Source organism: Curtobacterium sp. VKM Ac-2884 (genome assembly GCF_015350945.1).
Lineage (GTDB): Bacteria > Actinomycetota > Actinomycetes > Actinomycetales > Microbacteriaceae > Curtobacterium.
Genome location: NZ_JADKSA010000005.1, coordinates 286,847 through 310,850 on the forward strand (window position 1 = coordinate 286,847; position 24,004 = coordinate 310,850).

The window sequence follows — 24,004 nt, forward strand, 5'->3', positions numbered from 1 at the left end:
GGCTAGCCTGTGGAGATGCCACCCAGGAGGATCGAGGACGCCGCCGGCCGCGCCGCACTGACCGCGGTGCAGCAGGGCGACACGGCACGAGCGACCATCGCGACGGCCGTCCGGTGGACCCTGCAGCGCCTCGCCGACGACGTGCCGGGCAACAGTGTCGAGGTCCGGGTGCCGCCGTTCGCCGCGGTCCAGGCCGTCCCCGGACCGCGCCACACCCGTGGCACGCCGCCGAACGTGGTCGAGACGGACGCCACGACGTGGCTCGCGCTCGCGACCGCGGAGCTGACCTGGGGCGAGGCCGTCGCGCAGTCACGTGTCAGCGCGTCCGGCTCGCGTGCGGACCTGACGGCGTTCCTGCCGGTGCGGGTCGCGCTCTAGTCGCGTCCAGCACTACCTAGGCGGACGAACCGAATTAGGTAGTCCCTACCGATGCGGGCGCATGCACTGCGAACCTACGCTTGAAGTCGCCGGGATTCGGACCCGACCCGAACGGGTCCGAACCCGGCGACAGGGACCAAGGTACGCGATGTTCCACACAACGTGTCAACCGCCGCGGCGCGTCGTGCTGCAATGCGCAACGTTCTTGCGTCACGAGTGGACTCAGAAGAGTCCGGCGAGCTCCGAACGAGCATGCAGGTCCCACTTGCCGAACACGCGCGACAGGTGCGCGTCGATGGTCCGCGTCGAGAGCCCGAGCTCCTCGCCGATCAGGCGGTTGCTCAACCCCTGCGCCGCGAGTTCGGCGACCTGGTACTCGCGATTCGTCAGCGGTGGTTTCGGTCGGCCGGCCGTGACCGCCATGCCGTGCGACGCGAGCACCGCCTGCGCCGCGATCACCCGCGTCCGGTCGCGTGCGGTCAGGGCGTCGGCGTACTCGACGATCGCCGCGGCGAGCGGACCGTCGACCCGAGCGGCGGCCTCGCGCATCCGACCGAGCGAGGTACCGGTCTCGCGTCCGTTCAGCATGTCCATTGCGTAGTGCAGCGTCTGCGCGTACATGACGTGCGTCCACCCACCGCTCGCCGTCCCGCGGTCGATGATGTCGTCGGCGTGCCGGAGCCCGGCCGGGTTGCCGAGCACCGCCTCGGTCCAGGCGATCGTCACCGCGACCTGCTCGCCGGTGATCCGCATCGCCCGCTGCGGGGTGGCCCTCGCCCGGTCGAGTGCACGCGTGGCGTCCTCGGTGCGACCGGCGTAGGCGTACGCCATCGCGAGTCGTGCCCACGGGTAGGCCGCGAAGCCGCCGTGGTCCGCGACGTCGTACCGCTCGCAGGCTGCCGAGAACGCCGCGATCGCGTCGTCCCAGCGCCGTTGGCCGATGGCCAGGTTGCCGTCCCCGATGAGCTCCAGGGTGAAGTCGTACTTCAGGTACGGGTTGGATCGTCGGACGGGTACCTCGGTGAGCAGGTCGGCGAGGTCGCCCCGCCAGACCTGCACCTGGTGCAGCACGGACACGATCTCGCCGACGCTCCACGGTGCGTCCTCGAGGTGCTCGATCGCGGTGGCCAGTGCCCGGCGACCGAGGGCCGAGGCGTCGTCGAGCCGGCCGGCCGTCGCGAGCGCCATGATCGCGCAGGGGGCGACGCACAGGAACGCGAACGGGATCGTCGGGGCGTGCACGATGCCGCTGCGCTCGAGTTCGGCGCGGACCTCGTCGAAGCGGCCGCCCCAGCCGAGGTGCGCAAGGCGCAGCAAGCGGAGCCGTTCGACCGCCTCGCCGGACACCAGGCGGCTGGCGACGTCGGTGAGCGCGACCGCTGCCAGCACGTCGTCGTCGTGGAACTGCCGGATGTTGGCGAGGATCTCGCAGGCCTCGACCACGAGGGCGTCGTCCACCGTGCCGGGGTCCGCACGGGCGACGGCCCAGGCCGCCTCGGCGTCGGCGCGACCGGCCTCGCGCCCGTCGGTGTACGAGTACGCCAGCGACCGCAGGCAGCGCGCGGCGACCTGCTCGTTCGGGTGCAGTGTCCGCCGGAGCGCTGCGGAGGCCAGGGCGATCGCGCTCTCGTGCTCCTGCAGCCGCACCGCGACCTGCGCCGCGTCGAGCAGCTGCTCGACCGGGGGCACGACACCGCAGTCGAGCGCCCAGAGCGCCGACCGCAACCGTGCGGCGGGCGGGGCACCCTCGGGACTGTCGGCGCGGAAGGCGTTCGCGCGGGCGAACAGTGCCGTGCGGCGGGCGACCGGTACCAGGCCGCGGATCACGTCGCCGACGAGCGGGTGCTGCGGACGGGCTACCGCGGCGCCGTCGTCGAGCGAGTCGATCCGGACCAGCCCGAGCGCGACCACGCGGTCGACGTCGCCGCCGCTGACCAGGCCGAGCAGCCGCGCGAGCGGGATCGGGTCGGCCAGCGCCACGATGTCGACGACGTCGCGCAGGTCCTCCGGCAACGAGCCGAGCTCCGTCCGGTACATGTCGGCGAGGCTGTTCGACGCCGTCACCCGGCCGCGCCAGTACCACCCGGACGCCGTGTGCTCGAGGGCACCCGAGGTGCGGGCGGCGCGGACGACCTCGCGCAGGTAGAGCGGGTTGCCGGCGGTCGCGCGGTGCACCCGCTCGGCCGAGGCGTTCTCGAGCTGCGAGCCGAGCGCCTCGGCCACCAGGGCCGACGTCTCGCGCAGGGTGAGCGGCTCGAGGTCGATGCGCTCGAGCAGGTCGTCCTGCCACAGGGCGCGGAGCGGTTCCGGCAGCGCGGTGAAGTCACGGCAGGTCAGGACGAGCCGCGCACCCTGGTGCCGGACGAGCCACGCCACGTACCGGGCGGAGATCGCGTCGAGGTGGTCGGCGTCGTCGACGCGCAGCAGGACGTCGCGGTCGGCCAGGTCGGCGATCGCCCGGAGGCGCTGCTCGGCCCCGGCGTCGTCGGACAGTTCGGACAGGGTCGCCGGCAGCTCGCCGAAGCGGTCCGAGATCGCGCCGAAGGGCATCGACCGCCCGGAGGCGACGGCGGTGATGGGCACCACGACCGTGCGCCCGGTGGCGTCCCGTCCGGCGACGCGGTCGGTGACGCGGGCGGCGACGGTGCTCTTGCCGAGACCCGGGGCGCCCACGAGCGCGACGCTCCACTGGTGCTCCGCGACGACGGACACGGCACGGTCCTCTTCGTGGCGTTGCATCACGGGCCAGGTCACGCGCGCCGGGGTGCTCGGGGTGCGGCCTCGTCCCCGTACGGTCCGTTCTCGCATCCGTGTCACCTCCAGCCCTTGGGATACCAACGCGTACGGATCATCCTCTCCTGGATCGGACTGCGCGGACAGGCCGGGAGACGTCCCACAGTGGGGGACAATGGGTGGGTGAGCAACACCGATCGACCCGACGACCAGCCGGTCCCGGCCCCTGCGCCGAACGCCGTCTCCACCTCTGACGAGGTCACGATCCGTCGTGCCCCGAAGTTCGGGGTGTTCATCGTCGGCGGTGCGGTGCTCGGGTTCATCGCGACCCTGATCGTCGTCTCGCTCACGATGAACCTCGGTGGCCAGCAGGAAGAGTCGAGCTTCGGCAGCCTGGTGGGCTACTTCAGCCTCTGGGGCGTCACGATCGGCGCCTTCGTCGGCGCGGTCGTCGCCGTCGTGTTCGACCGGGTCTTCGCCCGGCGCGCGGCCCGCCTGACGGCGGAGCGTGTCGAGGTCGAGCTGCCGCCCGAGACGGTCGACGGCGAGATCGACGAGCACGGCGACCAGCGGCCGTAGCCGCAACCGCTGACAGACGGGAGGCCCGTGGCGACACCGCCACGGGCCTCCCGTCTTTCAGGTGGGTGCGTCTCGGACGCGACCTAGCTGAGCTGGTTCGCCTCGACCCAGGACAGGTACTCCGGGCTCACGGTGCCCGTGACGTACTCGCCCGTGAAGCAGCTCATCTCGAGGTCGGTCACGTTGGAGCCCTCGATGATGGCGTCCCGCATGTCGCCGATCTCCTGGTAGATCAGGTGATCGCTGCCGAGCACGCGGTTGATGTCCGGGATCTTCCGGTCGTGCGCGATGAGCTCGTCGCGCGTCGGCATGTTGATGCCGTAGACGTGCGGGAACCGGACCGGGGGAGCGGCGCTCGTGAAGGTGACCTCGTTCGCACCGGCGGCGCGGGCCATCTCCACGATCTCCTTGCTCGTCGTGCCGCGCACGATCGAGTCGTCGACGATCAGGATGTTCTTGCCCTTGAACTCCGACGACATCGCGTTGAGCTTCTGCCGGACGGACCGCTTGCGCTCCGCCTGGCCCGGCATGATGAAGGTCCGGCCGACGTAGCGGTTCTTGTAGAAGCCCTCGCGGTACTCGATGCCGAGCTTCCGCGCGACCTGCATCGCGGCCGGCCGGGACGAGTCCGGGATCGGCATCACGACGTCGATGTCACCGGTCGGCGCGTACTGCTCGATGGTGTCCGCCAGCCGGTTGCCGAGGCGCAGGCGGGCGTCGTAGACCGAGATGCCGTTCATGACCGAGTCGGGACGGGCCAGGTACACGTACTCGAACGAGCACGGCACGAGCCGCGGGTTCTTCGCGCACTGCCGGGCGTGCATCTGCCCGTTCATCTCGATGAAGATCGCCTCGCCCGGGGCGACGTCGCGCACGATCTCGTAGCCGCCGGACTCGAGCACCAGCGACTCGCTCGCGACGACCCACTCGGGCTGGCCGGCCTCGTCGAACTTGTGGCCGAGGATGAGCGGCCGGATGCCGAACGGGTCGCGGAACGCCAGCAGCCCGTGGCCGGCGATCGTGGCGATCGTGGCGTAGGAGCCCTCGACCCGCTCGTGCACGCGCTCGACGGCGTCGAAGACCTGCCCGGGGTCGAGGTCCGTGCCGCGGACCTGTCCCTGCAGCTCGTGCGCCAGCACGTTCACCAGGAGCTCGGTGTCCGACGTGGTGTTGAGGTGCCGACGGTCGATGTCGAACAGCTCACGCGTCAGTTCCCGCGTGTTGGTGAGGTTGCCGTTGTGGACGAGGACGATGCCGTACGGCGCGTTCACGTAGAACGGCTGCGCTTCTTCCTCGTTGCTCGCCGCGCCCTTGGTGGCGTAGCGCACGTGTCCGAGGCCCATGGTGCCGAGCAGGGCGCGCATGTCACGGGTTCGGAACGACTCCCGTACGTGGCCGCGGGTCTTGTGCATGTGGTGCACGTGGCCCTCGACCGTGGCGATGCCCGTCGAGTCCTGCCCGCGGTGCTGCAGGAGGAGCAGTGCGTCGTAGATGGATTGGTTGGCGGGGCCCTGTGCAACGAGGCCGACGATGCCGCACATTCGCGGGTGTGCTCCAGACCGTAGAATCGGGGGGTACCGAACAAGTCTGCCATGTCACCGCGAAGGACTCCGCATGCCCAACCCGTACGCCGAAGCCGGAGTGGACACCGCTGCCGGTGACCTGGCCGTCGAACTCATGAAGTCCGCAGTCGCGGCGACGCACAACAGCCACGTGCTGGGCGGCGTGGGCGGCTTCGCCGGACTCTACGACGTGTCGTTCCTGAAGGACTTCTCACACCCGTTGCTCGCGACCTCGACCGACGGCGTCGGCACCAAGGTCGCCATCGCCCAGGCGATCGACAAGCACGACACCATCGGGCAGGACCTGGTCGGCATGGTCGTCGACGACATCGTGGTGGTCGGTGCGAAGCCGCTGTTCATGACCGACTACATCGCCTGCGGGCGCGTCGTGCCGAACCGCATCGCCGACATCGTCGCCGGGATCGCCCGCGGCTGCTCGGCGACGGGCACCGCGCTGGTCGGTGGCGAGACCGCCGAGCACCCCGGGCTGCTCGGCCCGGACGACTACGACGTGGCCGGCGCCGCGACCGGTGTCGTCGAGGCCGGTTCGCAGCTCGGTGCCCACCTGGTGCAGGACGGCGACGTCGTGCTCGCGATCGAGTCGTCGGGGCTGCACTCGAACGGGTACTCGCTCGTCCGGCACATCCTGGCGTCGCGCGGGGTCGGGTACACCGACCAGCTGGCCGAGTTCGGCGGTGTCTCGGTCGGCGAAGCACTGCTCGAGCCCACCCGCCTGTACACGACGCCGCTGCTGGAGCTGCTCGAGCAGCACCCGGGCGCCGTGCACTCCCTGTCGCACGTGACCGGTGGTGGCATCGCGGCGAACCTGGCGCGCGTGCTGCCCGTCGGCTCGTGGATCGAGGTCGACCGCTCGACCTGGCAGCCGCTCCCCGTCTTCCGCGTGCTCGCCGACATGGCCGGCACCCCGATCGAGGACACCGAGGGCACCTGGAACCTGGGCATCGGCATGTTCGCCGTGGTGTCCGCCAGTGCCGCGGTGGACGTCATCGAGTCGCTCGGCGTCGCCGGGATGCCCGCGTGGCCCGTCGGCACGATCGCCACGTCGGCCCGCGACCTGACCGGCTTCGAACAAGGTGCCAAGGGCGTCGACGGCGGTGCCGTGCGGCTCGTCGGGAGCTACGCCGCCTGACCCGGGCTGGTCGAGGTCGCACGGGCTGAGAACAGGTCGTGCGGCCTCGGCGCCTGGCCGCCCGGGCACGCAGAAACGCCGCGCTGCCCGGAGGCGCGCGGCGTGACGGCTGTGCCGGTCAGGCGGACTTGTTCTGGTCCGCTTCGGTCTCGAACTCGTCGGATTCGTCTGCCGCTTCGGGACCGTACTGGTCCGCCCAGCGGTCGACGAGATCGTCATCGGAGTGTTGTCCGGCGGAGAGCTCCTGCTCGAGTGCACCGTAGTTCGTCTGCGGGCTGAAGTACTTCAGCTCACGGGCGACCTTGGTGTGCTTCGCCTTTTGACGGCCGCGCCCCATGCGTGACCCCCTCGTTCGGCTCTGGTCCGGTCCTGGCGAATGACGGAAGATCACTCGGGGAACCAGACGGTTCGTGGTTTGAAATCTGCCGATCACTCTACCATGTACCTCGATCTGGACGTCGCCGCGACGGCTCCGCGCACAGGAGAATCGAAGTGATGACCGAACCCCTCGAGAACCCAGCCGACCAGTCCGCCCGTGTCGTCGTCATCGGTGCGGGGCAGGCTGGACTGTCGGTGGGATACCACCTGCGCCGCCTGGGGCTCGTGCCCGGCACCGACCTGGTGCTGCTCGATCGTGCCCCGAGCACGGGCGGCGCCTGGCAGTTCCGGTGGGAGGCCCTGCGGCTCGGCGCGGCGCACCGCGTGCACGACCTGCCGGGGATGCGGGCGATGGGGCTGCAGTTCGACGACGCCGATCGATCACGACCCGCCCGGGACGTCGTGGGGGAGTACTACCGGCGGTTCGAGCAGCACTACGACCTGCGGGTCCGGCGTCCGGTCTCGGTGCCGTCGGTCTCGCGCACCGCGGACGGCCGACTCTGCGTCACGACCCGCTCCGCCGACGGCACCGAGACCCGGATCCGCGCCGACGTCGTGGTGAACGCATCGGGCACGTGGGGCACGCCGTTCGTGCCGTGGTACCCGGGCCGCGGCGCGTTCCGCGGACGACAGCTCGACACGACCGAGTACCGCAGCGCCGCGGAGTTCGCCCGGCAGGACGTCGTCGTGGTCGGCGGCGGGACGAGTGCCATCGGTTTCCTGCTCGAACTCGACGGCGTCGCCCGGTCGACCCACTGGTTCACCCGGCGGCCGATGGTGTGGGCTGACTCGTCGTCGCTCGACCTCGAGTCGGCGGTCGCAGCGGTCGACGAGCAGGACCGGGCGGCTCGTGCCGGCGAGGTGCTGCCGAGCATCGTGAGCGGCACGGGCGTGCCGGTCTCGCGGCGGATCCGGGCGGGCATCGACCGCGGGGTCCTGCGCGACCAGCCGATGTTCACCCGGATGGACGAGACCGGCGTGATGACCGTCGACGGCACGCACGTGCACGCCGACGCGGTGCTCTGGGCGACCGGGTTCCGGGCCGACCTGCGGCACCTCGCGCCGCTGCACCTGCGGACCGCGGCCGGCGGGGTCGTCGTGGCGGACGGGCGCTCGGTCGACGAGCCGCGGCTGTTCCTGGCGGGCTACGGGCCGCAGGCGTCGACGATCGGTGCGAACCGGGCCGGACGGCTCATCGCCCGCCAGGTGATGGACGTGCTCGCCGCCGCGTGAGTCCGATGCCCGCACGGTGCGAGGTTGACCACCCGGTGCGAGGTTCTTTCGCCGCACTGAGTGATCAACCTCGCACCAGGGTGGCGGCCCGGCGGGTCAGGCGGGCAGGGGCTCCTGCACGCCACGACGGCGACGGGACGACGCCAGGAACACGGCGTCGAGTGAGAACCGCCCCGGGCCGGTCAGCGCCACGACGAGCGAGCCGACCGCCAGGACGAGCACGTACTCGAAGCCGCCGTCCTGCGAGAAGAAGCCGGACGACGCGTGGGCGAGCAACCCCGCGACGACCATGTCCACGGCGAGCAGGACGCCCACGACGCGGGTGGCGACGCCGAGCACGAGCAGCACACCGCCGACGAGTTCGAGGCCGGCGACCAGGGGCGCGGCGACGTCGGCGAGCGGCACGCCCATCCCGGAGAAGCCCTGGGCCACGTTCGGGATGCCCTGGGCGAACTTCTGGGCGCCGTGGGCGATGAACACCACCCCGAGGACGATGCGGAGCGCGGTCAGGCCGATGGAGGTCGATGTCGTTCGCATGGCCACGACCGTAACCGGTGACGCGTCATCGATTCCCCCCGTCCGGGGGTCTGCCCGGACTTCACCAGAACATGCCCAGGCTGGGGTCCGCCGAAGGGCGGACCCGCTCTCAGGAACCCGTGGCGTTCGTGCCGCGGCCGGTCTGCTGCTGCAGGCGGTCGATGTGCTCCGAGGCCTCGGCCTTGGTCAGGTCGGCGGAGAGCTCCTCGCCGGCTTCGCGGGCCAGGGTGTCGAGGTAGCTGCGCTGGGGTCCGGTCATCGGCTCGTCACCGGTGACCCACTGCTCGGGGTCCTTGCTCGCGTCGGTCGACGGGTCCGGACGGGCGCCGCCGAGGGTCTCTTCTGCATCACTCATGCCGAGGACGCTACGCCGCACCTCCGACGCACCCCGCAGGCGCGTGTCCCCCGTCAGACCGGTGTGGCCGAGTACCGCACCAGATCCGGACCGACCGCACTCGTGGCGATCGGAACGGTCCGACCCTCGCGCCGGACCCAGATCGTCGCGGCCTGCTCGTCGATCCGCTCGACCTCGTGCAGCGATCCGTCGAGCAGCACGGTCGCGGACACCACGACCCGGCCGCTGGACGGCCGCGGGGGAAGTCCGGGGACGTCGTCGTACGCCGCGTACTCGCCGGGCTGCAGGAACGGGGACACCGGAGCGGTCACGACCTCGAAGCCCTCGTCGACCTCGGCGACCGCCACGAGCCGCACCGCCTGGTCCGTCGGCAGGGGGACGTCGACCACCCAGGGCGCCTCGGAACCGGCCAGCGCGCGGAAGGCGGGCCGACCGTCGGGGGCGAGCCGTGCCTCCAGGCCGTCGATCCGGACCCGTCCGCGACCGCGCGAATCGGCGTAGAGACCGGGCTCGATGCCGGACTGCCGCGCTTCGAGCCGGGTGATGACCACGCGGTCCGGGCGGTACCAGTCGCGGAGCGTCGACGGGTCGACCCACCCGACGCTGGGGACGCCGCGCGACAGCGCTGCCGACTCGTCGGCGGCGCGCTCGTCGAGCGCACCCAGGGGGTGTTCGCCGCGCACCGCGACGAGTCCTTCGTGGCGGCTGCCCGCGACGGGCTCGTGGTCCAGCACCTCGACGCGCTTCGACACCTTGCCGCCGTGGCCGTCGAACGTGGCGAACGTCCGCAGGTCGGTGATCGTCATGACGTCAGATGCTACGACTCGTCGCCCCGGCGCGGCGAGGTCGGCACGAGCGCGTGCAGCTCGCCGGTGCACTGCGCGGGGTCGACGCCCTCCGCGGGACCGGCCGGACGGGTCGCACGACGCGGCTGCAGGCTGTTCCGCTGCGCGGACCGGGCCAGGCGATCGTCGACGACACCGTCCACCGGCGCTCCGGCCGAGCCGGCGAGGGACCGGCGGAGCGGCGGCCGCACGGGCTCGCCGCGACGTTCCTGGCCGGGGAGCGGACGCGACCTACGGCCGTACAGCAGTTCGGACGAGTCGAGCAGCCACGGCACCAGCGCGACGGTGACGCCGTGCACGAGCAGGAGCTTCTTGCGGATACGACGGCCGCGGTGGTTGTGGAGCAGGCCCTCCCACCAGTGGCCGACGATGAAGATCGGCGTGTAGACGGTGACGACCTCGGAGCCGTGCTCGAGCCGGTGCGCCTTGATGTACTTGATGAGCGGCATCGAGATGTCGCGGTACGGACTCGGCACGATGGTCAACGGCATCCGGATGCCGTACTCGGCCCACTGGTCGCGCAGGTGCTGGGCGTCGGCGTCGTCGATCGCGACGTGGACCGCCTCGCAGCTGGCGTGCTCGGCGGCGATCGCGTAGTCGAGGGCCTTGAGCACGGGCTTCTGCAGCTTGTTCACCAGCACGACGGCATGGTCACCGGTGGCGCCGAACTCGGTCTCGACGTCGGCCTCGATCTCGTGCGAGACGTCGCGGTAGTAGCGGTTCACGCCGAGCATGAGCACGTACAGGATCGGCATGATCAGGAACACGAGCCAGGCGCCGTGCGTGAACTTGGTGATCGTGACGATGACCAGGACGACGAGGGTGAACGTGGCCCCGATCGCGTTGATGGTGCGGGAGCGCACCACCTGCGCGCGGTTGACGGACGGGTCGGCGGTACCGGCCCGGTCCGCGCGCAGCAGGCGCGTCCAGTGCACGACCATGCCCGTCTGGCCGAGCGTGAACGACACGAAGACGCCGATGATGTAGAGCTGGATGAGGCTCGTGACGTTCGCCCGGTACACCACGAGCAGCGCTGCGGCGACGAGCGCCAGGACGATGACACCGTTCGAGTAGATGAGCCGGTCGCCGCGGGTCGACAGGGCCTTGGGGGCGTACGAGTCGCGGGCCAGGATCGAGCCGAGCAGCGGGAACCCGTTGAACGCCGTGTTCGCGGCGAGGAGCAGGACCGCGGCCGTGGTCGCCTGGATGACGAAGAACAGCACCGAGTTGTCACCGAACGTCGCCGCCGCGATCTGCGCGATCAGGGAGCGCTGCGGCGTCGTGGCGCAGTCCGCGAACCCCTGCAGGTCGCAGGCGCGTTCGGCGTAGTGCACGCGGGACACGAGCGCGAGCGTGATGAGCCCGATGAACAGGACGATCGCGATGCCGCCCATCGCCACCAGGGTCGCCTGCGCGTTCTTGATCTTCGGGCGCCGGAAGGCCTGCACGCCGTTCGCGATGGCCTCGACGCCGGTCAGGGCCGAGCAGCCGGAGGCGAAGGCGCGGAGGAGCAGCAGGATGAACGCCGCCTGCGTCGTGTGCTCGACGTTGTCGACGGTGTACCCGGCGGACTCGGCGACCGGGGCGTGCCCGGCGGCGACGCGGACCAGGCCGGTGACGACCATCACGAAGACCGACGCCACGAACAGGTAGGTGGGGATGGCGAACGCCTTGCTCGACTCCCGCACGCCGCGCAGGTTCGTGGCGGCGAGGAGCACGACGAACACGAGCGCGAGTTCGACGCGGACGTCGTTCAGCATCGGCAGCGCCGAGATGATGTTGTCCACGCCGGAGGCCACCGACACGGCGACCGTCATGACGTAGTCGACGAGCAGCGCGCTCGCGACGACCAGCCCGGCCTTCTCGCCGAGGTTCCGGTGCGCGACCTCGTAGTCGCCGCCGCCGGACGGGTACGCCTTGATGAGCTGCCGGTAGGACGCGACGACCACCACGAGCAGCAGCACCACGAGCGCGGCCACCCACGGTGCGAAGGTCAGGAACGACATCCCGCCGAGCAGCAGGATCATCAGGAGTTCCTGCGGTGCGTACGCGACGGAGGACAGCGGGTCACTCGCGAAGATCGGCAGTGCCAGGTGCTTCGGGAGGAGCTGTCCTTCGAGCTTCTCGGAGGGGAGGGGATCCCCGATCAGTCGCGCTTTCAGCGACCGGACCTCGTTCGTCACGAGCGGCAAACCTACTCAGTTCCGGGCGGGAGTCAACACGGGTGCCCAGGCGGTCATTCCCGCTCGGTCGCGTGTCGTCGATGCCGCACCCCGATCACCCCTTGCGGTTGACGCCGCGTCAACCTCTACGGTGGGCTGCATGAGGGATCCGTCAGACATCGCCACCGCAGCTGCGAAAGCACCCCACGGCATCGCCGACGTGGCGCGATCCGCCGGGGTGTCGAGCCGCACGCTCCGCCACTACGACGCCATCGGACTGCTGCCGGCCACCGCCGTCGGCGACGGCGGACTCCGCCGCTACGACGACCGGGCACTCGTCCGGCTGCAGCGCATCCTGCTGCTGCGCGGCCTCGGCCTCGGGCTGCCCGACATCCGCCGGGTCCTCGACGGCGAGCAGGACGACGTCACCGCGCTCACCGCGCACGTCGCCTGGCTCGAACGCGAGCGGGACCGCCTCGCCCGGCAGCTCGCCGCCGTGCGCACCACCATCACCAGGATCGAGAACGGGGACACCATGAACGCCACGGACACCTTCGACGGGTTCGACCAGACCCGCTTCAAGCACGAGGTCGAGGAGCGCTGGGGAGCGGACGCCTGGCAGCGCGGTACCGCCTGGTGGGACGCGAAGGACACCGCAGGCAAGCAGGCGTTCCAGGACGAGCTGCGCGCGATCGCCCAGGACGCCGCAGCGCTCGCCGCGTCCGGCGACGGCCCGGACTCACCGGCCGCGCAGGCACTGGCGCGGCGGCAGTTCGCGTGGCTCGCCGAGTCGACGCCACCGGCGGACCTCACCGCGGAGCGGTTCCGGACACTCGCCGAGATGTACGTGCACGACGAGCGGTTCGCGCACGCCTACGACTGGGCCGGAGCAGGTGCGGCACGTGCGCTGCGCGACGCGATGGTCGCGTTCGCCGACCGCGGGCTGTAGCGCGCCGACCGCAGGCTGGGGCGCGCGAACGGAACCGGGTTCCGGTCACGCGACCGCAGGCTGGGGCGCGCGAACGGAACCGGGTTCCGGTCACGACACCACGGATCGGCGTGGTGCTGTGTCCGGAACCTGGTTCCGTGGGTGGGGCGGTACGACGGGCGGCCGGGAGGCACGGGGCGCGACCGCCTGTCGGCCGCGGGCCGTCAGAGCGACTTGCGCAGGGCCTCCAGACCGTCACGCAGACGCGTCACGGTGTCCGCACGGAGCGTGCCGCGGGTCGCGCGTCGGCGCAGGTCCGCGCGGACCTGCTGCCGGAACGACGACAGCGCCATCTCGAGCTCGCGCAGGGCGCGGGCGCTCTCCGACGGCACCGAGACGGGGTCCTCGTGGGAACCGGTGCCGGGGCTCTCCGCCGAGGCGGCGAGGTCTGCACGGAGGGAGCGCATCGCCTCGCCGACCGAGGCGCGGACGCCGTCGGCCAGGGACTTCACCGAGTCGGCGACCCCGGACTCGACCGCGGCGATCTCGTCGGCACGGGCCGCGAGTTCGGTGCGGCCGGCCTCGGTGATCGCGTAGACGGTCTTGCGGCCGTCGGCGGTCTTCGAGACGAGGCCTTCTTCCTCGAGCTTCGCGAGTCGCGGGTACACGGTGCCGGCGCTCGGCACGTAGGTGCCGCCGAACCGGTCGCCGAGGGCCTGGATGAGCTCGTAGCCGTGCATCGGGTGGTCCGCCAGCAGCACGAGCAGGTACAGGCGGAGGTGGCCGTGGGCGAAGACGGGACTCATGCGGGCGCCTCGCCGTCGTTGGTCGGGGCGGTCGGGGTGGTCGGTGCGGCCGGGGTCATCGGGGCCGCGGTCGGTTCCGCTGCTGCCGGCGGGGCGTGCAGCACCGCGATGTCGCCGGAGACCGAGTTCACGCGCAGGTCCAGCCACTGGCCGGCCAGCTCGCCGCCCTGCTTGACGTACGAGCCGCGCACACCACGGATCTCGGAGTCGTCGAACTGCAGCTTGCCGGACGCCGTGCTGACGGTGCACTGGTAGGCGACGCCGTCCTCGAGCCGGACGCTCACGCCACCGGAGACCGTGTTGACGCGCGCCGATTCCGGCACGCCGTGCAGGTCGAGCACGACGTCCGCCGAGACACCGTCCGCCTGGAACCGCGGGATCTCACCCGTGGCCACGACGTCACCCGAGACCGTGTGGACCGTCAGGGCGCCGTCGAGCTCGCGGATGGTCGTCGCGCCCGACACGGCGTTGACCGTGACGTCGCCGGCGACACCGTCGACGACGAGGTCGCCGGACACCGTGTTGAGCATCGCGCCGCGGTTCGTGCCGGACAGCAGCGCACCCGCCGACACGACGCCGAGGTGCACCGAGGCGTCGCGGGGGACCAGGATGCTGACGTCCGCGTGGGCCTTGCCGCGGAACGACTTGAGGAACCCGATGGGGTCGTCCCACCGGATCTGCGGGTGGTCGACGGTGAGCGTGTCGCCGTCGACCTCGATCTTCAGCTGCTTGCCGGACACGCTGTGGACCTCGACCCGTGCGGTGGGTTCGTCGTGTGCCACGACGTCCACCTGACCACCGACGAGTCCGACACGGAGTGTGCGGACGATGCCGGTGTCGATGACCTTGGGCTCGTCGACGAGCCACTTCTCCTGCGTCATGTTGCTTCCTCCAACTCGCGATGTATCGCGTCTGTGGAGGTCACGCTATATCGCGAGTCGCCGCGCCGCAAGGGTGCCGGGCGGATGGTGAGCAGAAATGGTCGGCTGGGGCCCTGCGACCCGACCATTCCTGCTCACGAAGCGTGCGCGACGGAGGTGAGGCGGGCCTCCCGGACGACCCGGCGCTCGGGGCTCCACGGGAACCGGCGGAAGAACGGCATGAGCGGCTGCACCATCGGACCGATCGCGAAGGCGGCTATGACGGTACCGGCGCCGACGTTCCCGCCGAGGATCCAGCCGACGACGACGACGGACACCTCGACCAGGGTGCGCGCGAGCCAGAGCGGCCAGCCGAGGCGCTCGTGCAGCCCGACCATCAGGCCGTCACGGGCGCCGGTGCCGAACCCCGCGCCGATGTAGAACGCCGTCGCGACGGCGAGCAGTGCCAGTCCGGCGACGAACAGGGCGATCCGGGCGAGCAGTCCGGACGGCTCCGGCACGAGCCAGAGCACCAGGTCGGCGCTCGGCCCGATCGCCAGCGCGTTCAGCAGGGTGCCGATGCCCGGCTTCTGGCGCAGGGGGATCCAGAACAGCAGGATCACGCCGCTCGACACGACGGTGATGACGCCGAACGACCACGGCACCACGTTCTCGAGGCCCTGCGTCAGGACGGTCCACGACGAGACGCCGACGACCGCTCGGACCTGCAGCGCGGTGGAGGCGCCGTAGAGGAACAGGCCGACGAAGAGCTGGACGAAGCGGAACGTGAGGGCGGTGCTGCGGGACATGGGTTCATCGTCGGTGTGTATTGGACTGCTGGTCGAGAGCCAATCGCGCTACCGTGGACCCATGACACCCGTGCTGCTGAGCGCCCGATCTGCTGCCCTGCTGCTCACCGACTGGCGCGACGGCACCGACGCCCCGGCGTACGAGGCCCTGTCCGACGCCATCCGGGTGCTCGTCATCGACGGCCGGGTCGCACAAGGCGTGCGACTGCCGGCGGAGCGTGGGCTCGCGACCGCGCTCGGCATCTCCCGCACGACCGTGGCGAACGCGTACGCCCGACTGCGGTCCGACGGGTTCGTCGTGTCGGTCCGTGGCTCCGGCAGCGTGGTCCACCTGCCCGCGTCCCTGATCGGTCGTCCCGACCCGGAACGGCTCGGCGGGGTGGTCGACGGCGAGCTCCTCGACCTGCGCAAGGCCGCGCTGCACTCGGCGCCGGGGATGGCCGAGGCCGTCGAGCGGGCGGTGCGACACGTGCCTGCGGCGCTCGCCGGCATCGGGTACGACACCGTCGGCGACCCCGGGCTCCGCGCCGCCATCGCCGACCGGTACACCGAGCGCGGACTGCCGACCGATCCGTCCCAGGTGATCGTGACGATCGGTGCGCAGCACGCCATCGCGCTGCTCGCCCGGGTGCTCGTCCGCCGCGGGGACGCCGTGCTCGTCGAGTCCCCGACCTACCCGCACGCGCACGAGGCGTTCCGCGAGGCCGGCGGACGGCTCGTCGGCGTGCCCGTCGACGCGCGGACCGGGTGGGACGCCGCCGCGCTCGAGACGACGCTGCGCCGGACCGCCCCGGCCGTCGCCTACGTCATGCCCGAGCTGCACAACCCGACCGGCGCGACGATGACGGCCTCGACCCGCCAGCTCCTGCTGTCGGTCGCGGCGTCGGTCGGCACGACGGTGGTCGCCGACGAGACGATGGGGGAGCTGCGGATCGACGGCGCGCCGTCGCTGCCGCTGGCAGCAGCGGACCCGTCGGGGGCGTCGGTCGTGATGATCGGGTCAGCCGACAAGGTCTTCTGGGGCGGCCTGCGGATCGGCTGGATCCGTGCCGCGCCGGCCCTCCTGCAGCGGCTGCTCGCCGCCCGCCCGACGGGCGACCTCGGCACGCCCGTCCTCGACCAGCTGGTCGCGCGGGAGCTGGTCCCACGGACGGCCGCCGTCCTGGAGGCGCGGCGCGAGTACCTGCGGCAGGGTCGCGACGACGTCGTGGGCGCGCTCAGGGCACGACTCCCGGAATGGGACGTCCCGTCGCCCGCAGGCGGGCTGACGACGTGGGTGGGCCTCGGCCGTCCGGTGTCGAGTGCGCTCGTGCTGGCCGCGCGGTCCGAGGGGGTGGTGCTGGCGTCCGGCGGCGTGTTCGGCCCGGACGGCGGGTTCGAACGGTTCCTGCGGGTGCCGTTCACGATGGCGCCGGCGGACCGCGGTCGTCTGGTGGACGTGCTCGAACGGGCGTGGGCTCGGGTCGGTGGAGAGTCCGCCGGGGTGCGGGGCTCGCTCGCCGCGGTGGTGTGAGCCGTCGTGGGGTCATCCTCTGGGGTGATGGGCCGGGGTCGTTCTCGCTCCGTGGGGTGATGTGCGCGGCGGCGGACGACGCGATGCTGATGCCATGAACGCGACCCTGTCCGCCGGTGCTCCGGCCGCTGCTGCGTCCCCGTCGTCCGCGTCGCCGGCCGAGCCGTGCCCCGCGGTGCCGGCTCTGGTGCGCGTCACGATGGCCCTGAGCGGCGCGCTGCTCGCCGGTGTGCTGACCTCGTTCGGGCAGACGGTGCCCGCGCTGTCGTCCGTCGCGAACTCCGCCGGCCCCTGGTTCCTGGTCGCCGTCGCGCTGTGCATCGGCGCCGGGGCCCGTGCCGGCCGGTTCGCCCTGCCGCTCGCGATGTTGCTCGGCGTCGTGCTGCTCGAACTCATGCACGTCGGCTACTGGGCCACGACGAACCTGCGTGGCTACCCGGACTTCCTGTCCGTCACCAACCTGTGGGTGCTGCTCGGCGTCCCCGCGGGGCTGCTCGCCGGTGCGGTCGCCGTGTTCGTCCGCTCCCGTGACGCCCGCTGGCGTGCCGGAGCCTTCGGGGTCACCGCCGCGATCCTGATCGGCGAGGGGGTACGGGCGCTGCTGCAGGTGGTGGCCACGACCGGCCCGGTGACCTGGGTGGTCGAGATCGCGGTCGGTGTCGTCGTGCTCGTCGTCGGGGTGGCCACCGCCCGGTCGTCGGTCGGCCGCGTGATCGCCCTCGGCACCGGGGTCGTCGGAGCCGTCGGTGTCCTCGGGCTCTACCTGCTGATCGGGGCCTGAACCCGGCCGCTCGCAGACGCGTCCTGCGAGGATCGATGACGTGCACCTCCTCTCGGTCTTCAGCCTCCGCAACCGGGCCCTCATCGCGCTCGTCACCATCGTCGTCGCGGTCTTCGGGGGCGTGGCGCTGACGAGCCTCAAGCAGGAGCTGATCCCCAGCGTCGAGTTCCCGCAGGTCGCGATCGTCAGCGCCTACCCCGGGGCGACGCCGGAGGTCGTGTCCAACGACGTCTCGACGAAGATCGAGCAGGCGATCCAGGTCGTCCCGGACCTCGAGTCCACCAGCGCGACCTCGTCCACCGGACAGAGCGTGGTGTCGGCGTCGTTCCAGTACGGATCGAACCTGGCGAGCGCCGAGGACAAGATCCAGACCGCGGTGAACGCGCTGTCGCTGCCGGACTCGGTGCAGACGCAGATCGTCACCGGGTCTTTCGACGACCTGCCGGTGCTGCAGGTCGCGGTCTCGGCGTCCGGCAACCAGGAGCAGCTCGTCGACCGGCTGCAGGCCTCGGCGATCCCCGACCTGGAGAAGCTCGACGGCGTGCGGCAGGCGGACGTCTTCGGCAACCCCGGCCGCCGGGTCGTCATCACGCCCGACCAGGACGAGCTCGCCGCTCGCGGTCTCAGCCAGACGGCGATCTCGGACGCACTCGACGACAACGGCACCCTGATCCCCGGCGGCACCCTGACCCAGGACGGCTCGACGCTGTCGGTGCAGACGGGCGAGCGGATCGCTTCGCTCGACGACATCCGTGCGCTGCCGCTGACGGGTTCGTCGAACTCGGGCACCGCCGACGGCACCAGCACCAGCACCGGCGCGCCCACCGGTGCCGCCACCGGTACTGGTGCCGACGCGGCCACCGGCGACGCGGCCACCGGCGCTGCGACCACCGGCGCTGCGACCACCCCGACGGACACCACGCTCGGCGACGTCGCGAAGGTCGCGATCACGGAGTCGCCGCGCACCTCGATCAGCCGCGTGGACGGTGAGCAGGCCCTGACGATCTCGATCACCAAGACGCAGGAGGCCAACACGGTCGACGTCTCGAAGACCGTGCGCGACGCCCTGCCGGGCATCGAGGACAAGATCGAGGGCGACCCCCGCTTCACCGTCGTCTTCGACCAGGCGCCCTACATCCAGCAGTCGATCGACTCCCTGGCCGAAGAGGGGCTGCTCGGCCTCGCCTTCGCGGTGATCGTGATCCTCGTCTTCCTGCTCTCGTGGCGCTCGACGCTGGTCACGGCCATCTCGATCCCGACGTCGGTGCTCCTGGCCGCGATCGGCATGCGCGCCGCCGGGTACACGCTCAACATCATCACGTTGGCCGCCCTGACGATCGCGATCGGCCGTGTGGTCGACGACTCCATCGTCGTCATCGAGAACATCAAGCGGCACATGGTCCCGGGCGTCGACCGCCACCGCGCCGTGCTGGATGCCGTCCGCGAGGTCGCCGGTGCCGTCACCGCCTCGACCCTGACGACCGTCGCGGTGTTCCTGCCGGTCGCCTTCGTCGCGGAGCTGGTGGGGGAGCTGTTCCGGCCGTTCGCCGTGACCGTCACCCTCGCGCTCGTGGCATCGCTGTTCGTCTCGCTCACCATCGTGCCGGTGCTCGCGTACTGGTGGCTCCGCCCGCCGAAGGCGAAACCGGGCGCCGCTGCGGCACCGTCGGACGCCGATCTGGCGCCCGAGCCGACGGAGGGCGAGCTCGCTTCGGCCGCGGACCTGCACGACGCCGGCGCTTCTGACCGTCTGCGTCGGGTCTACCTGCCGGTGCTCCGGTGGGTCGTCCGCAAGCCGGTCGTCGTCATCCTGCTCGCGGTCGTCGTCCTCGGCGGCACGGGCGCCGCACTGCCGTTCGTCACCACGAACTACCTCGGCGACTCGGGGCAGAACACGTTCACGGTCACGCAGGACCTGAAGGCCGGCTCCAGCCTCGCCGTCCAGTCCGAATCCGCGCGCAAGGTCGAGCGGGCACTCCAGGGCGTCGACGGCGTCGAGACCGTGCAGACCACCATCGGCACCAGCGGCCAGTCGATCCAGGCGGCGTTCGGCGGTGGCGGCAGCGCCTCGGTGCAGTACGCCGTGACGACCGATGCCGAGGCCGACCAGCCGACGATCCAGGCCGACGCCCGGAAGTCGATCGCGCGGATCGACGACGTCGGCGAGGTCACCATCGCGTCGTCCGGCGGCGGGTTCGGCGGCAGCAGCGACATCGAGGTCGACGTGACCGCACCGACCCAGGCGCAGCTCGAGACGGCCTCGCGCCAGGTGCTGAAGACCATGCAGTCGGTCCCGGACACGACGAGCGCCACGAGCAACCTGTCCGCCGCGGAGCCCTACCTCGCCGTCCGGGTCGACCGTGCCAAGGCTGCGTCACTCGGCCTCACCGAGACCCAGGTGGGTGGCCTCGTCGCCGCCGCGGTCTCCCCGCGCGACACCGGCAGCATCGAGATCGACGACGCGACGCTCGACGTCTACATCGCCGACCCGGAGCCGCCGACGACGATCGCCGCGCTCCGTGCCCTCGACGTCCCGACGAGCACCGGCACCGTCCCGCTGTCCGACGTCGCGAAGGTCGAGGAGTCCGACGGTCCGACCACCGTCACCACGACGAACGCGGCACGCACCGCCACGATCACCGTGTCGCCGGACGCCTCGAACCTCGGTGCGGCCGTGCAGTCGGTCACGACCGCCGTCGACGAGCTCGACCTGCCGCGTGGTGCGACCGCATCGATCGGTGGCGTCGCCGCCAGTCAGTCGTCGGCGTTCTCGCAGCTGGGCCTCGCGCTCGTCGTGGCCGTGCTGATCGTCTACGTGATCATGGTCGCGACGTTCCGGAGCCTGCTGCAGCCACTGCTGCTGCTGGCGTCGGTGCCGTTCGCCGCGACCGGGGCGATCCTGCTGCAGATCGTCTCCGGCGTCCCGATCGGCGTCGCATCGCTGATCGGTCTGCTCATGCTCGTGGGCATCGTCGTGACGAACGCGATCGTCCTCATCGACCTCGTCAACCAGTACCGACGGCGCGGCTTGCGGGTGCGTGAGGCGTTGATCGAGGGCGCGACACGACGCCTCCGCCCGATCCTCATGACGGCGATGGCGACGATCTTCGCGCTGCTGCCGATGGCGATCGGGCTGACCGGCAAGTCCGGGTTCATCTCGCAGCCGCTCGCGCTGGTCGTGATCGGCGGGCTGGTGTCCTCGACGCTGCTGACCCTCGTGGTGCTGCCGGCGCTCTACTTCGTGGTCGAGGGCGCGCGCGAACGGCGGGCCGACCGACGGACCGCGAGCGAACCGGCGACGGGCGAGGCTGCCTAGCGGCGGTACTCGGCGTCGATCGCGGCGAGGGGCGAGACGGCGGGCCGGTCGGCACGCTCCTCGCGCTCGACAGCGCGGAACCACGACACGAGCACACAGGTCAGCGTGACGAGGAAGACGACGCCGGCGCCCTGCGCGAAGACCGCCAGTCGCCCGGTCGCAGCCGCGTACCCGCCGAAGGCCATGGTGGCGGCGAACGACAACCCGAGCAGCAACTCCGCGGAGGTCTGCAGCGCGGAACGGTCCCAGCGGGTCGCGGCGGCGCGTGCAGGGCGGGTCGAGGTGTCGGTCACCCCGGAAGTCTGCGACCTGGCGCCGGTCGGCAGTAGTCCCGACTCCGGGTGCCACCCACCCGGGGCACGCGGCAGGGGCCGCCCCCGCAGCGCGTCAGCCCAGCTGGGTCCGCAGGAACGTCGCGACGCGGCGACTCATCGCCTCGTCGAGCTGCGCGATCGAGTGCGCCGTCCCCTCGACCTGCACGAACGTGACCGGCACGTCGTGTGACCGGAGCGTCGCCGCGAACTCCTGCGACTCCCACAGCGGGATGAACTCGTCCGTCGAGTGCCCGATGAAGAACGGCGCCGTGTCCGAGGTGACGTGGTACTCCGGCGACGCCCGGGTGGCCGCCGGACACGTCGCGTAGGTCCGGCAGCCGAGGTACAGCAGCTGCTTCCGCTGGAAGGACGCGGACACCCCGTCGGCCCGGGTCGAGCGTGACGTCAGGTTCGTGGGACCGCTCAGGTCGACGACCGCACGGATCCGGTCGCCCTCGGCGTAGGCGGCGGACTCGTGGTCGGTCACCGCGAGCATCGCCGCCAGGTTGCCGCCGGCGCTCCCGCCGAACACCCCGACCCGCTGGGAGTCGACGTCGTACGTGGACAGCGTCGCGGGGCGGAACACGTAGTCGAGCGCCCGTCGGACGTCGTCGAGGCCGGCCGGGAACGGGTCGGTGGGGGCGAGCCGGTAGTCCACGTTGAACGTGACGAACCCCTCGGACGCCAGGTACTTGCACACCGAGCGGTAGGCGGCCGTGGCCTTGTCGCCGTGCGACCAGCTGCCGCCGTGGATCATCAGCACCGCGGGCCGGCCGGTGCTGGCTGCGGCCTCGGCGGGGTCGGCCGTCGGGGTGGCGGACGGCGTCGCCGTGGGGGTCGCGGTCGTCTCCGGGGCGCTGTCGGCCGGCAGACAGACGTCGAGCCGCTGCAGCGGAGCCGTGCCGTACGGCACATCCGCGACCACGTCGATGCCGTGGTACTGCAGGGACAGCGGGTAGATGACGCTGTCCGCGGTGACCGTCGCGTTCTCGTCGCCGACGGGGTCCGTACTGCAGGACGCGACCGCGCCGAGCGCCACGACCGCGGCGACGAGCGCGAGCACTGTGCGGCGGCCGGACTTCATCGGTTCCACGGTAGCCGCACCCGAGGCCGGCCACGTCACCCCAGCGGAGGAACCCCGACCGCGGACCCGACCGCGCAACCCGACGGCGGAACCGCCACAGTGCCAGGATGAGAGCAGGGCGCACCCGCCGCCCGGACCGCAGGAGGACCCGTGAGCCGTCGCAAGGCCTGGAACGCCGATCCCGAACCGCTGCTCCGCGTCGACCCGGGCTTCCGCCTCGACCAGGTCGACCCGGATGCGACGCCGGGCTTCCCCGGCCGCAAGATCGACGGGCTCGAAGCGCTCGCCGCGGGGGCGTCCCGCCTCGCCGCCCTGCAGGAGCGCCTGTACGCGGCGTCGACCGCCGGCGACCAGCGCCGTGTGCTGCTCGTCCTGCAGGCGATGGACACCGCCGGCAAGGGCGGCATCGTCTCGCACGTCGTCGGTGCGGTCGACCCGAACGGCGTGCGCTACGCGGGCTTCAAGGCCCCGACGGCCGAGGAGCGCGAGCACGACTTCCTCTGGCGCATCGAGCGTCAGCTCCCGAGTGCCGGGCAGCTCGGCGTCTTCGACCGCTCGCACTACGAGGACGTCCTCATCCAGCGCATCCGGGCGTTCGCGGCGCCGGACGAGATCGAACGACGCTACGGCGCGATCACCGAGTTCGAGGACCGCCTCACCGCCGAGGGCACCACCATCGTCAAGGTGATGCTGCACATCTCGAAGGACGAGCAGCGCGAACGCCTCGGCGAGCGACTCGACCGCCCCGACAAGCACTGGAAGTTCAACCCGGCCGACATCGACGAGCGCCTGCTGTGGGACCGGTACCAGGACGCCTACCAGATCGTGTTCGACCGGACCTCGACCCCCCAGGCGCCCTGGTACGTCGTGCCGGCGAACCGCAAGTGGTACGCCCGCCTGGCGGTGCAGCAGCTCCTGCTCCGGGCCCTCGAGGACATGCAGCTCTCGTGGCCGAAGGCGGACTTCGACGTGGCCGAGCAACGACAGCGGCTCGCCGAGTCCTGACCGACGGGCCGGCCGGGAGGCACGGGCCGGGTCCGGCTCGCGGCCGTCCGTCGACGACGGGGCTGGCGTCAGAGCGCGGGGTCGCGTAGACTCGCTCGGTCGGCCTTCGACGCCGTGACATCGTGATCACGGGCTTTTTGTTGGGTGTGTGTTGCTCGAGGGCTGGAATCACGTCGAATCGCGACGGGATGAACCCCCTCTCCGCAAGCAGCCCCCGCCGATGTCGCTGTCGGGCGCTGCGGTTCGTTGCGCACCCGAGAAAGCAGTCATGGCTCCGTACAACAAGGGCGCGGACAACCGCGCCTCCGATCGTCCCCGCCACCCGAACGGCACCCCCGCCGCACGCAGCAGCAAGCACCGCGGGTTCCGCGCCGCCGAACCGACCGCGCCGCGCCAGAAGCAGCGCTGGGACGCCGAGGAGCGTCGCGGCCGCTCGTCGCAGGGCGAGCGCCCCGCGCGCCCGAACTGGGAGCCCCGCGACAGCGGCGGCCAGCGCCGCCCGGAGCGCGATGACCGTGGTGGACGCGGCTTCAACCGTGACGACCGCGCGCCGCGTCGCTTCGACCGCGACGATCGTGCCCCGCGTCGTGACAACGACGACCGCCCGCGTCGTTCGTTCGATCGCGATGACCGCGCACCGCGCAGCTTCAACCGTGACGACCGTGCGCCCCGTCGT

21 protein-coding genes and 1 pseudogene are annotated in these 24,004 nt (G+C 71.7%); 10 read left to right on the forward strand and 12 right to left on the reverse strand.

The features are described from left to right. Positions 1 to 15 precede the first annotated feature (15 nt). Entirely contained in the window at positions 16 to 378 is a 363-nt protein-coding gene (locus tag ITJ60_RS15185; protein ID WP_194648530.1) for a sterol carrier family protein, read from the forward strand. A 222-nt stretch (positions 379 to 600) separates the two neighbouring features. Here ITJ60_RS15185 and ITJ60_RS19380 read toward each other — a convergent pair whose 3' ends face one another. Continuing rightward, complete coding sequence (locus tag ITJ60_RS19380) at positions 601 to 3,132, reverse strand: helix-turn-helix transcriptional regulator (RefSeq protein WP_194648531.1); 2,532 nt, start codon at positions 3,130 to 3,132, stop codon at positions 601 to 603. 162 nt (positions 3,133 to 3,294) lie between these two features. On the opposite strand from ITJ60_RS19380, the gene ITJ60_RS15195 reads away from it, so the two are divergent. Further along, positions 3,295 to 3,690: a hypothetical protein gene (locus tag ITJ60_RS15195; RefSeq protein WP_111085569.1), complete on the forward strand. Its 396-nt coding sequence runs from the start codon at positions 3,295 to 3,297 to the stop codon at positions 3,688 to 3,690. 83 nt (positions 3,691 to 3,773) lie between these two features. On the opposite strand, the gene purF is transcribed toward ITJ60_RS15195, so the two are convergent. Further along, a complete protein-coding gene (purF, locus tag ITJ60_RS15200; RefSeq protein WP_194648532.1) occupies positions 3,774 to 5,231 on the reverse strand; it encodes an amidophosphoribosyltransferase in 1,458 nt (485 codons plus the stop codon). Between the two features lie 73 nt (positions 5,232 to 5,304). Here purF and purM point away from each other — a divergent pair, with 73 nt between their 5' ends. After that, positions 5,305 to 6,402 carry a phosphoribosylformylglycinamidine cyclo-ligase gene (purM, locus tag ITJ60_RS15205; RefSeq protein WP_123937526.1) on the forward strand — a complete coding sequence of 366 codons (1,098 nt, stop codon included), beginning with the start codon at positions 5,305 to 5,307 and terminating at the stop codon, positions 6,400 to 6,402. A 118-nt stretch (positions 6,403 to 6,520) separates the two neighbouring features. Here purM and ITJ60_RS15210 read toward each other — a convergent pair whose 3' ends face one another. Next, the gene (locus tag ITJ60_RS15210) at positions 6,521 to 6,739 is read right to left on the reverse strand and encodes a DUF3073 domain-containing protein (protein WP_111085566.1); all 219 of its coding nucleotides are present in this window, start codon (positions 6,737 to 6,739) and stop codon (positions 6,521 to 6,523) included. Positions 6,740 to 6,897: 158 nt separating this feature from the next. Here ITJ60_RS15210 and ITJ60_RS15215 point away from each other — a divergent pair, with 158 nt between their 5' ends. Next, positions 6,898 to 8,013 carry an NAD(P)-binding domain-containing protein gene (locus ITJ60_RS15215; RefSeq protein ID WP_194648533.1) on the forward strand — a complete coding sequence of 372 codons (1,116 nt, stop codon included), beginning with the start codon at positions 6,898 to 6,900 and terminating at the stop codon, positions 8,011 to 8,013. A 96-nt stretch (positions 8,014 to 8,109) separates the two neighbouring features. Here the strand turns inward: ITJ60_RS15215 and ITJ60_RS15220 are convergent, their stop codons facing one another. From ITJ60_RS15220 to ITJ60_RS15235, 4 genes are all read right to left on the reverse strand, one after another. Beyond that, positions 8,110 to 8,550 carry a DoxX family protein gene (locus tag ITJ60_RS15220; RefSeq protein WP_194648534.1) on the reverse strand — a complete coding sequence of 147 codons (441 nt, stop codon included), beginning with the start codon at positions 8,548 to 8,550 and terminating at the stop codon, positions 8,110 to 8,112. A 109-nt stretch (positions 8,551 to 8,659) separates the two neighbouring features. Further along, positions 8,660 to 8,905, reverse strand: coding sequence for a DUF3072 domain-containing protein (locus tag ITJ60_RS15225; protein WP_194648535.1), 246 nt, complete (start codon positions 8,903 to 8,905; stop codon positions 8,660 to 8,662). A 53-nt stretch (positions 8,906 to 8,958) separates the two neighbouring features. After that, positions 8,959 to 9,711, reverse strand: coding sequence for a hypothetical protein (locus ITJ60_RS15230; RefSeq protein WP_194648536.1), 753 nt, complete (start codon positions 9,709 to 9,711; stop codon positions 8,959 to 8,961). Positions 9,712 to 9,722: 11 nt separating this feature from the next. Continuing rightward, positions 9,723 to 11,942, reverse strand: a complete 2,220-nt coding sequence (locus ITJ60_RS15235; protein ID WP_123293661.1) for an APC family permease — start codon at positions 11,940 to 11,942, stop codon at positions 9,723 to 9,725. Positions 11,943 to 12,072: 130 nt separating this feature from the next. Here ITJ60_RS15235 and ITJ60_RS15240 point away from each other — a divergent pair, with 130 nt between their 5' ends. Next, a complete protein-coding gene (locus ITJ60_RS15240; RefSeq protein ID WP_194648537.1) occupies positions 12,073 to 12,861 on the forward strand; it encodes a MerR family transcriptional regulator in 789 nt (262 codons plus the stop codon). A 203-nt stretch (positions 12,862 to 13,064) separates the two neighbouring features. Here ITJ60_RS15240 and ITJ60_RS15245 read toward each other — a convergent pair whose 3' ends face one another. The 3 genes from ITJ60_RS15245 to ITJ60_RS15255 all read right to left on the reverse strand — a co-directional run bounded on the left by ITJ60_RS15245 (position 13,065) and on the right by ITJ60_RS15255 (position 15,315). Continuing rightward, entirely contained in the window at positions 13,065 to 13,646 is a 582-nt protein-coding gene (locus tag ITJ60_RS15245; RefSeq protein ID WP_111085559.1) for a PadR family transcriptional regulator, read from the reverse strand. Next, on the reverse strand, positions 13,643 to 14,527 hold the full coding sequence (locus ITJ60_RS15250; RefSeq protein ID WP_194648538.1) for a DUF4097 family beta strand repeat-containing protein: 885 nt from the start codon (positions 14,525 to 14,527) through the stop codon (positions 13,643 to 13,645). The genes ITJ60_RS15245 and ITJ60_RS15250 overlap by 4 nt, the downstream gene beginning before the upstream one ends. Positions 14,528 to 14,661: 134 nt before the next feature. Beyond that, positions 14,662 to 15,315, reverse strand: a complete 654-nt coding sequence (locus ITJ60_RS15255; RefSeq protein WP_194648539.1) for a YczE/YyaS/YitT family protein — start codon at positions 15,313 to 15,315, stop codon at positions 14,662 to 14,664. A gap of 61 nt (positions 15,316 to 15,376) precedes the next feature. Between ITJ60_RS15255 and ITJ60_RS15260 the strand changes: the two genes are divergently transcribed. From ITJ60_RS15260 to ITJ60_RS15270, 3 genes are all read left to right on the forward strand, one after another. Further along, positions 15,377 to 16,828 carry a PLP-dependent aminotransferase family protein gene (locus ITJ60_RS15260; RefSeq protein WP_194648540.1) on the forward strand — a complete coding sequence of 484 codons (1,452 nt, stop codon included), beginning with the start codon at positions 15,377 to 15,379 and terminating at the stop codon, positions 16,826 to 16,828. A gap of 94 nt (positions 16,829 to 16,922) precedes the next feature. Next, on the forward strand, positions 16,923 to 17,609 hold the full coding sequence (locus ITJ60_RS15265; RefSeq protein WP_194648541.1) for a DUF6518 family protein: 687 nt from the start codon (positions 16,923 to 16,925) through the stop codon (positions 17,607 to 17,609). 40 nt (positions 17,610 to 17,649) lie between these two features. Beyond that, a complete protein-coding gene (locus ITJ60_RS15270; RefSeq protein WP_323749190.1) occupies positions 17,650 to 20,925 on the forward strand; it encodes an efflux RND transporter permease subunit in 3,276 nt (1,091 codons plus the stop codon). Here the strand turns inward: ITJ60_RS15270 and ITJ60_RS15275 are convergent. Beyond that, entirely contained in the window at positions 20,922 to 21,218 is a 297-nt protein-coding gene (locus ITJ60_RS15275; protein ID WP_194648542.1) for a hypothetical protein, read from the reverse strand. The genes ITJ60_RS15270 and ITJ60_RS15275 overlap by 4 nt on opposite strands. Before the next feature lie 94 nt (positions 21,219 to 21,312). Continuing rightward, a complete protein-coding gene (locus ITJ60_RS15280) occupies positions 21,313 to 22,323 on the reverse strand; it encodes an alpha/beta hydrolase (RefSeq protein ID WP_194648543.1) in 1,011 nt (336 codons plus the stop codon). A gap of 150 nt (positions 22,324 to 22,473) precedes the next feature. On the opposite strand from ITJ60_RS15280, the gene ITJ60_RS15285 reads away from it, so the two are divergent. Next, complete coding sequence (locus ITJ60_RS15285) at positions 22,474 to 23,328, forward strand: polyphosphate kinase 2 family protein (protein ID WP_243648844.1); 855 nt, start codon at positions 22,474 to 22,476, stop codon at positions 23,326 to 23,328. A gap of 268 nt (positions 23,329 to 23,596) precedes the next feature. Further along, positions 23,597 to 24,004: pseudogene (locus ITJ60_RS15290) on the forward strand (ATP-dependent helicase); the annotation flags it as partial.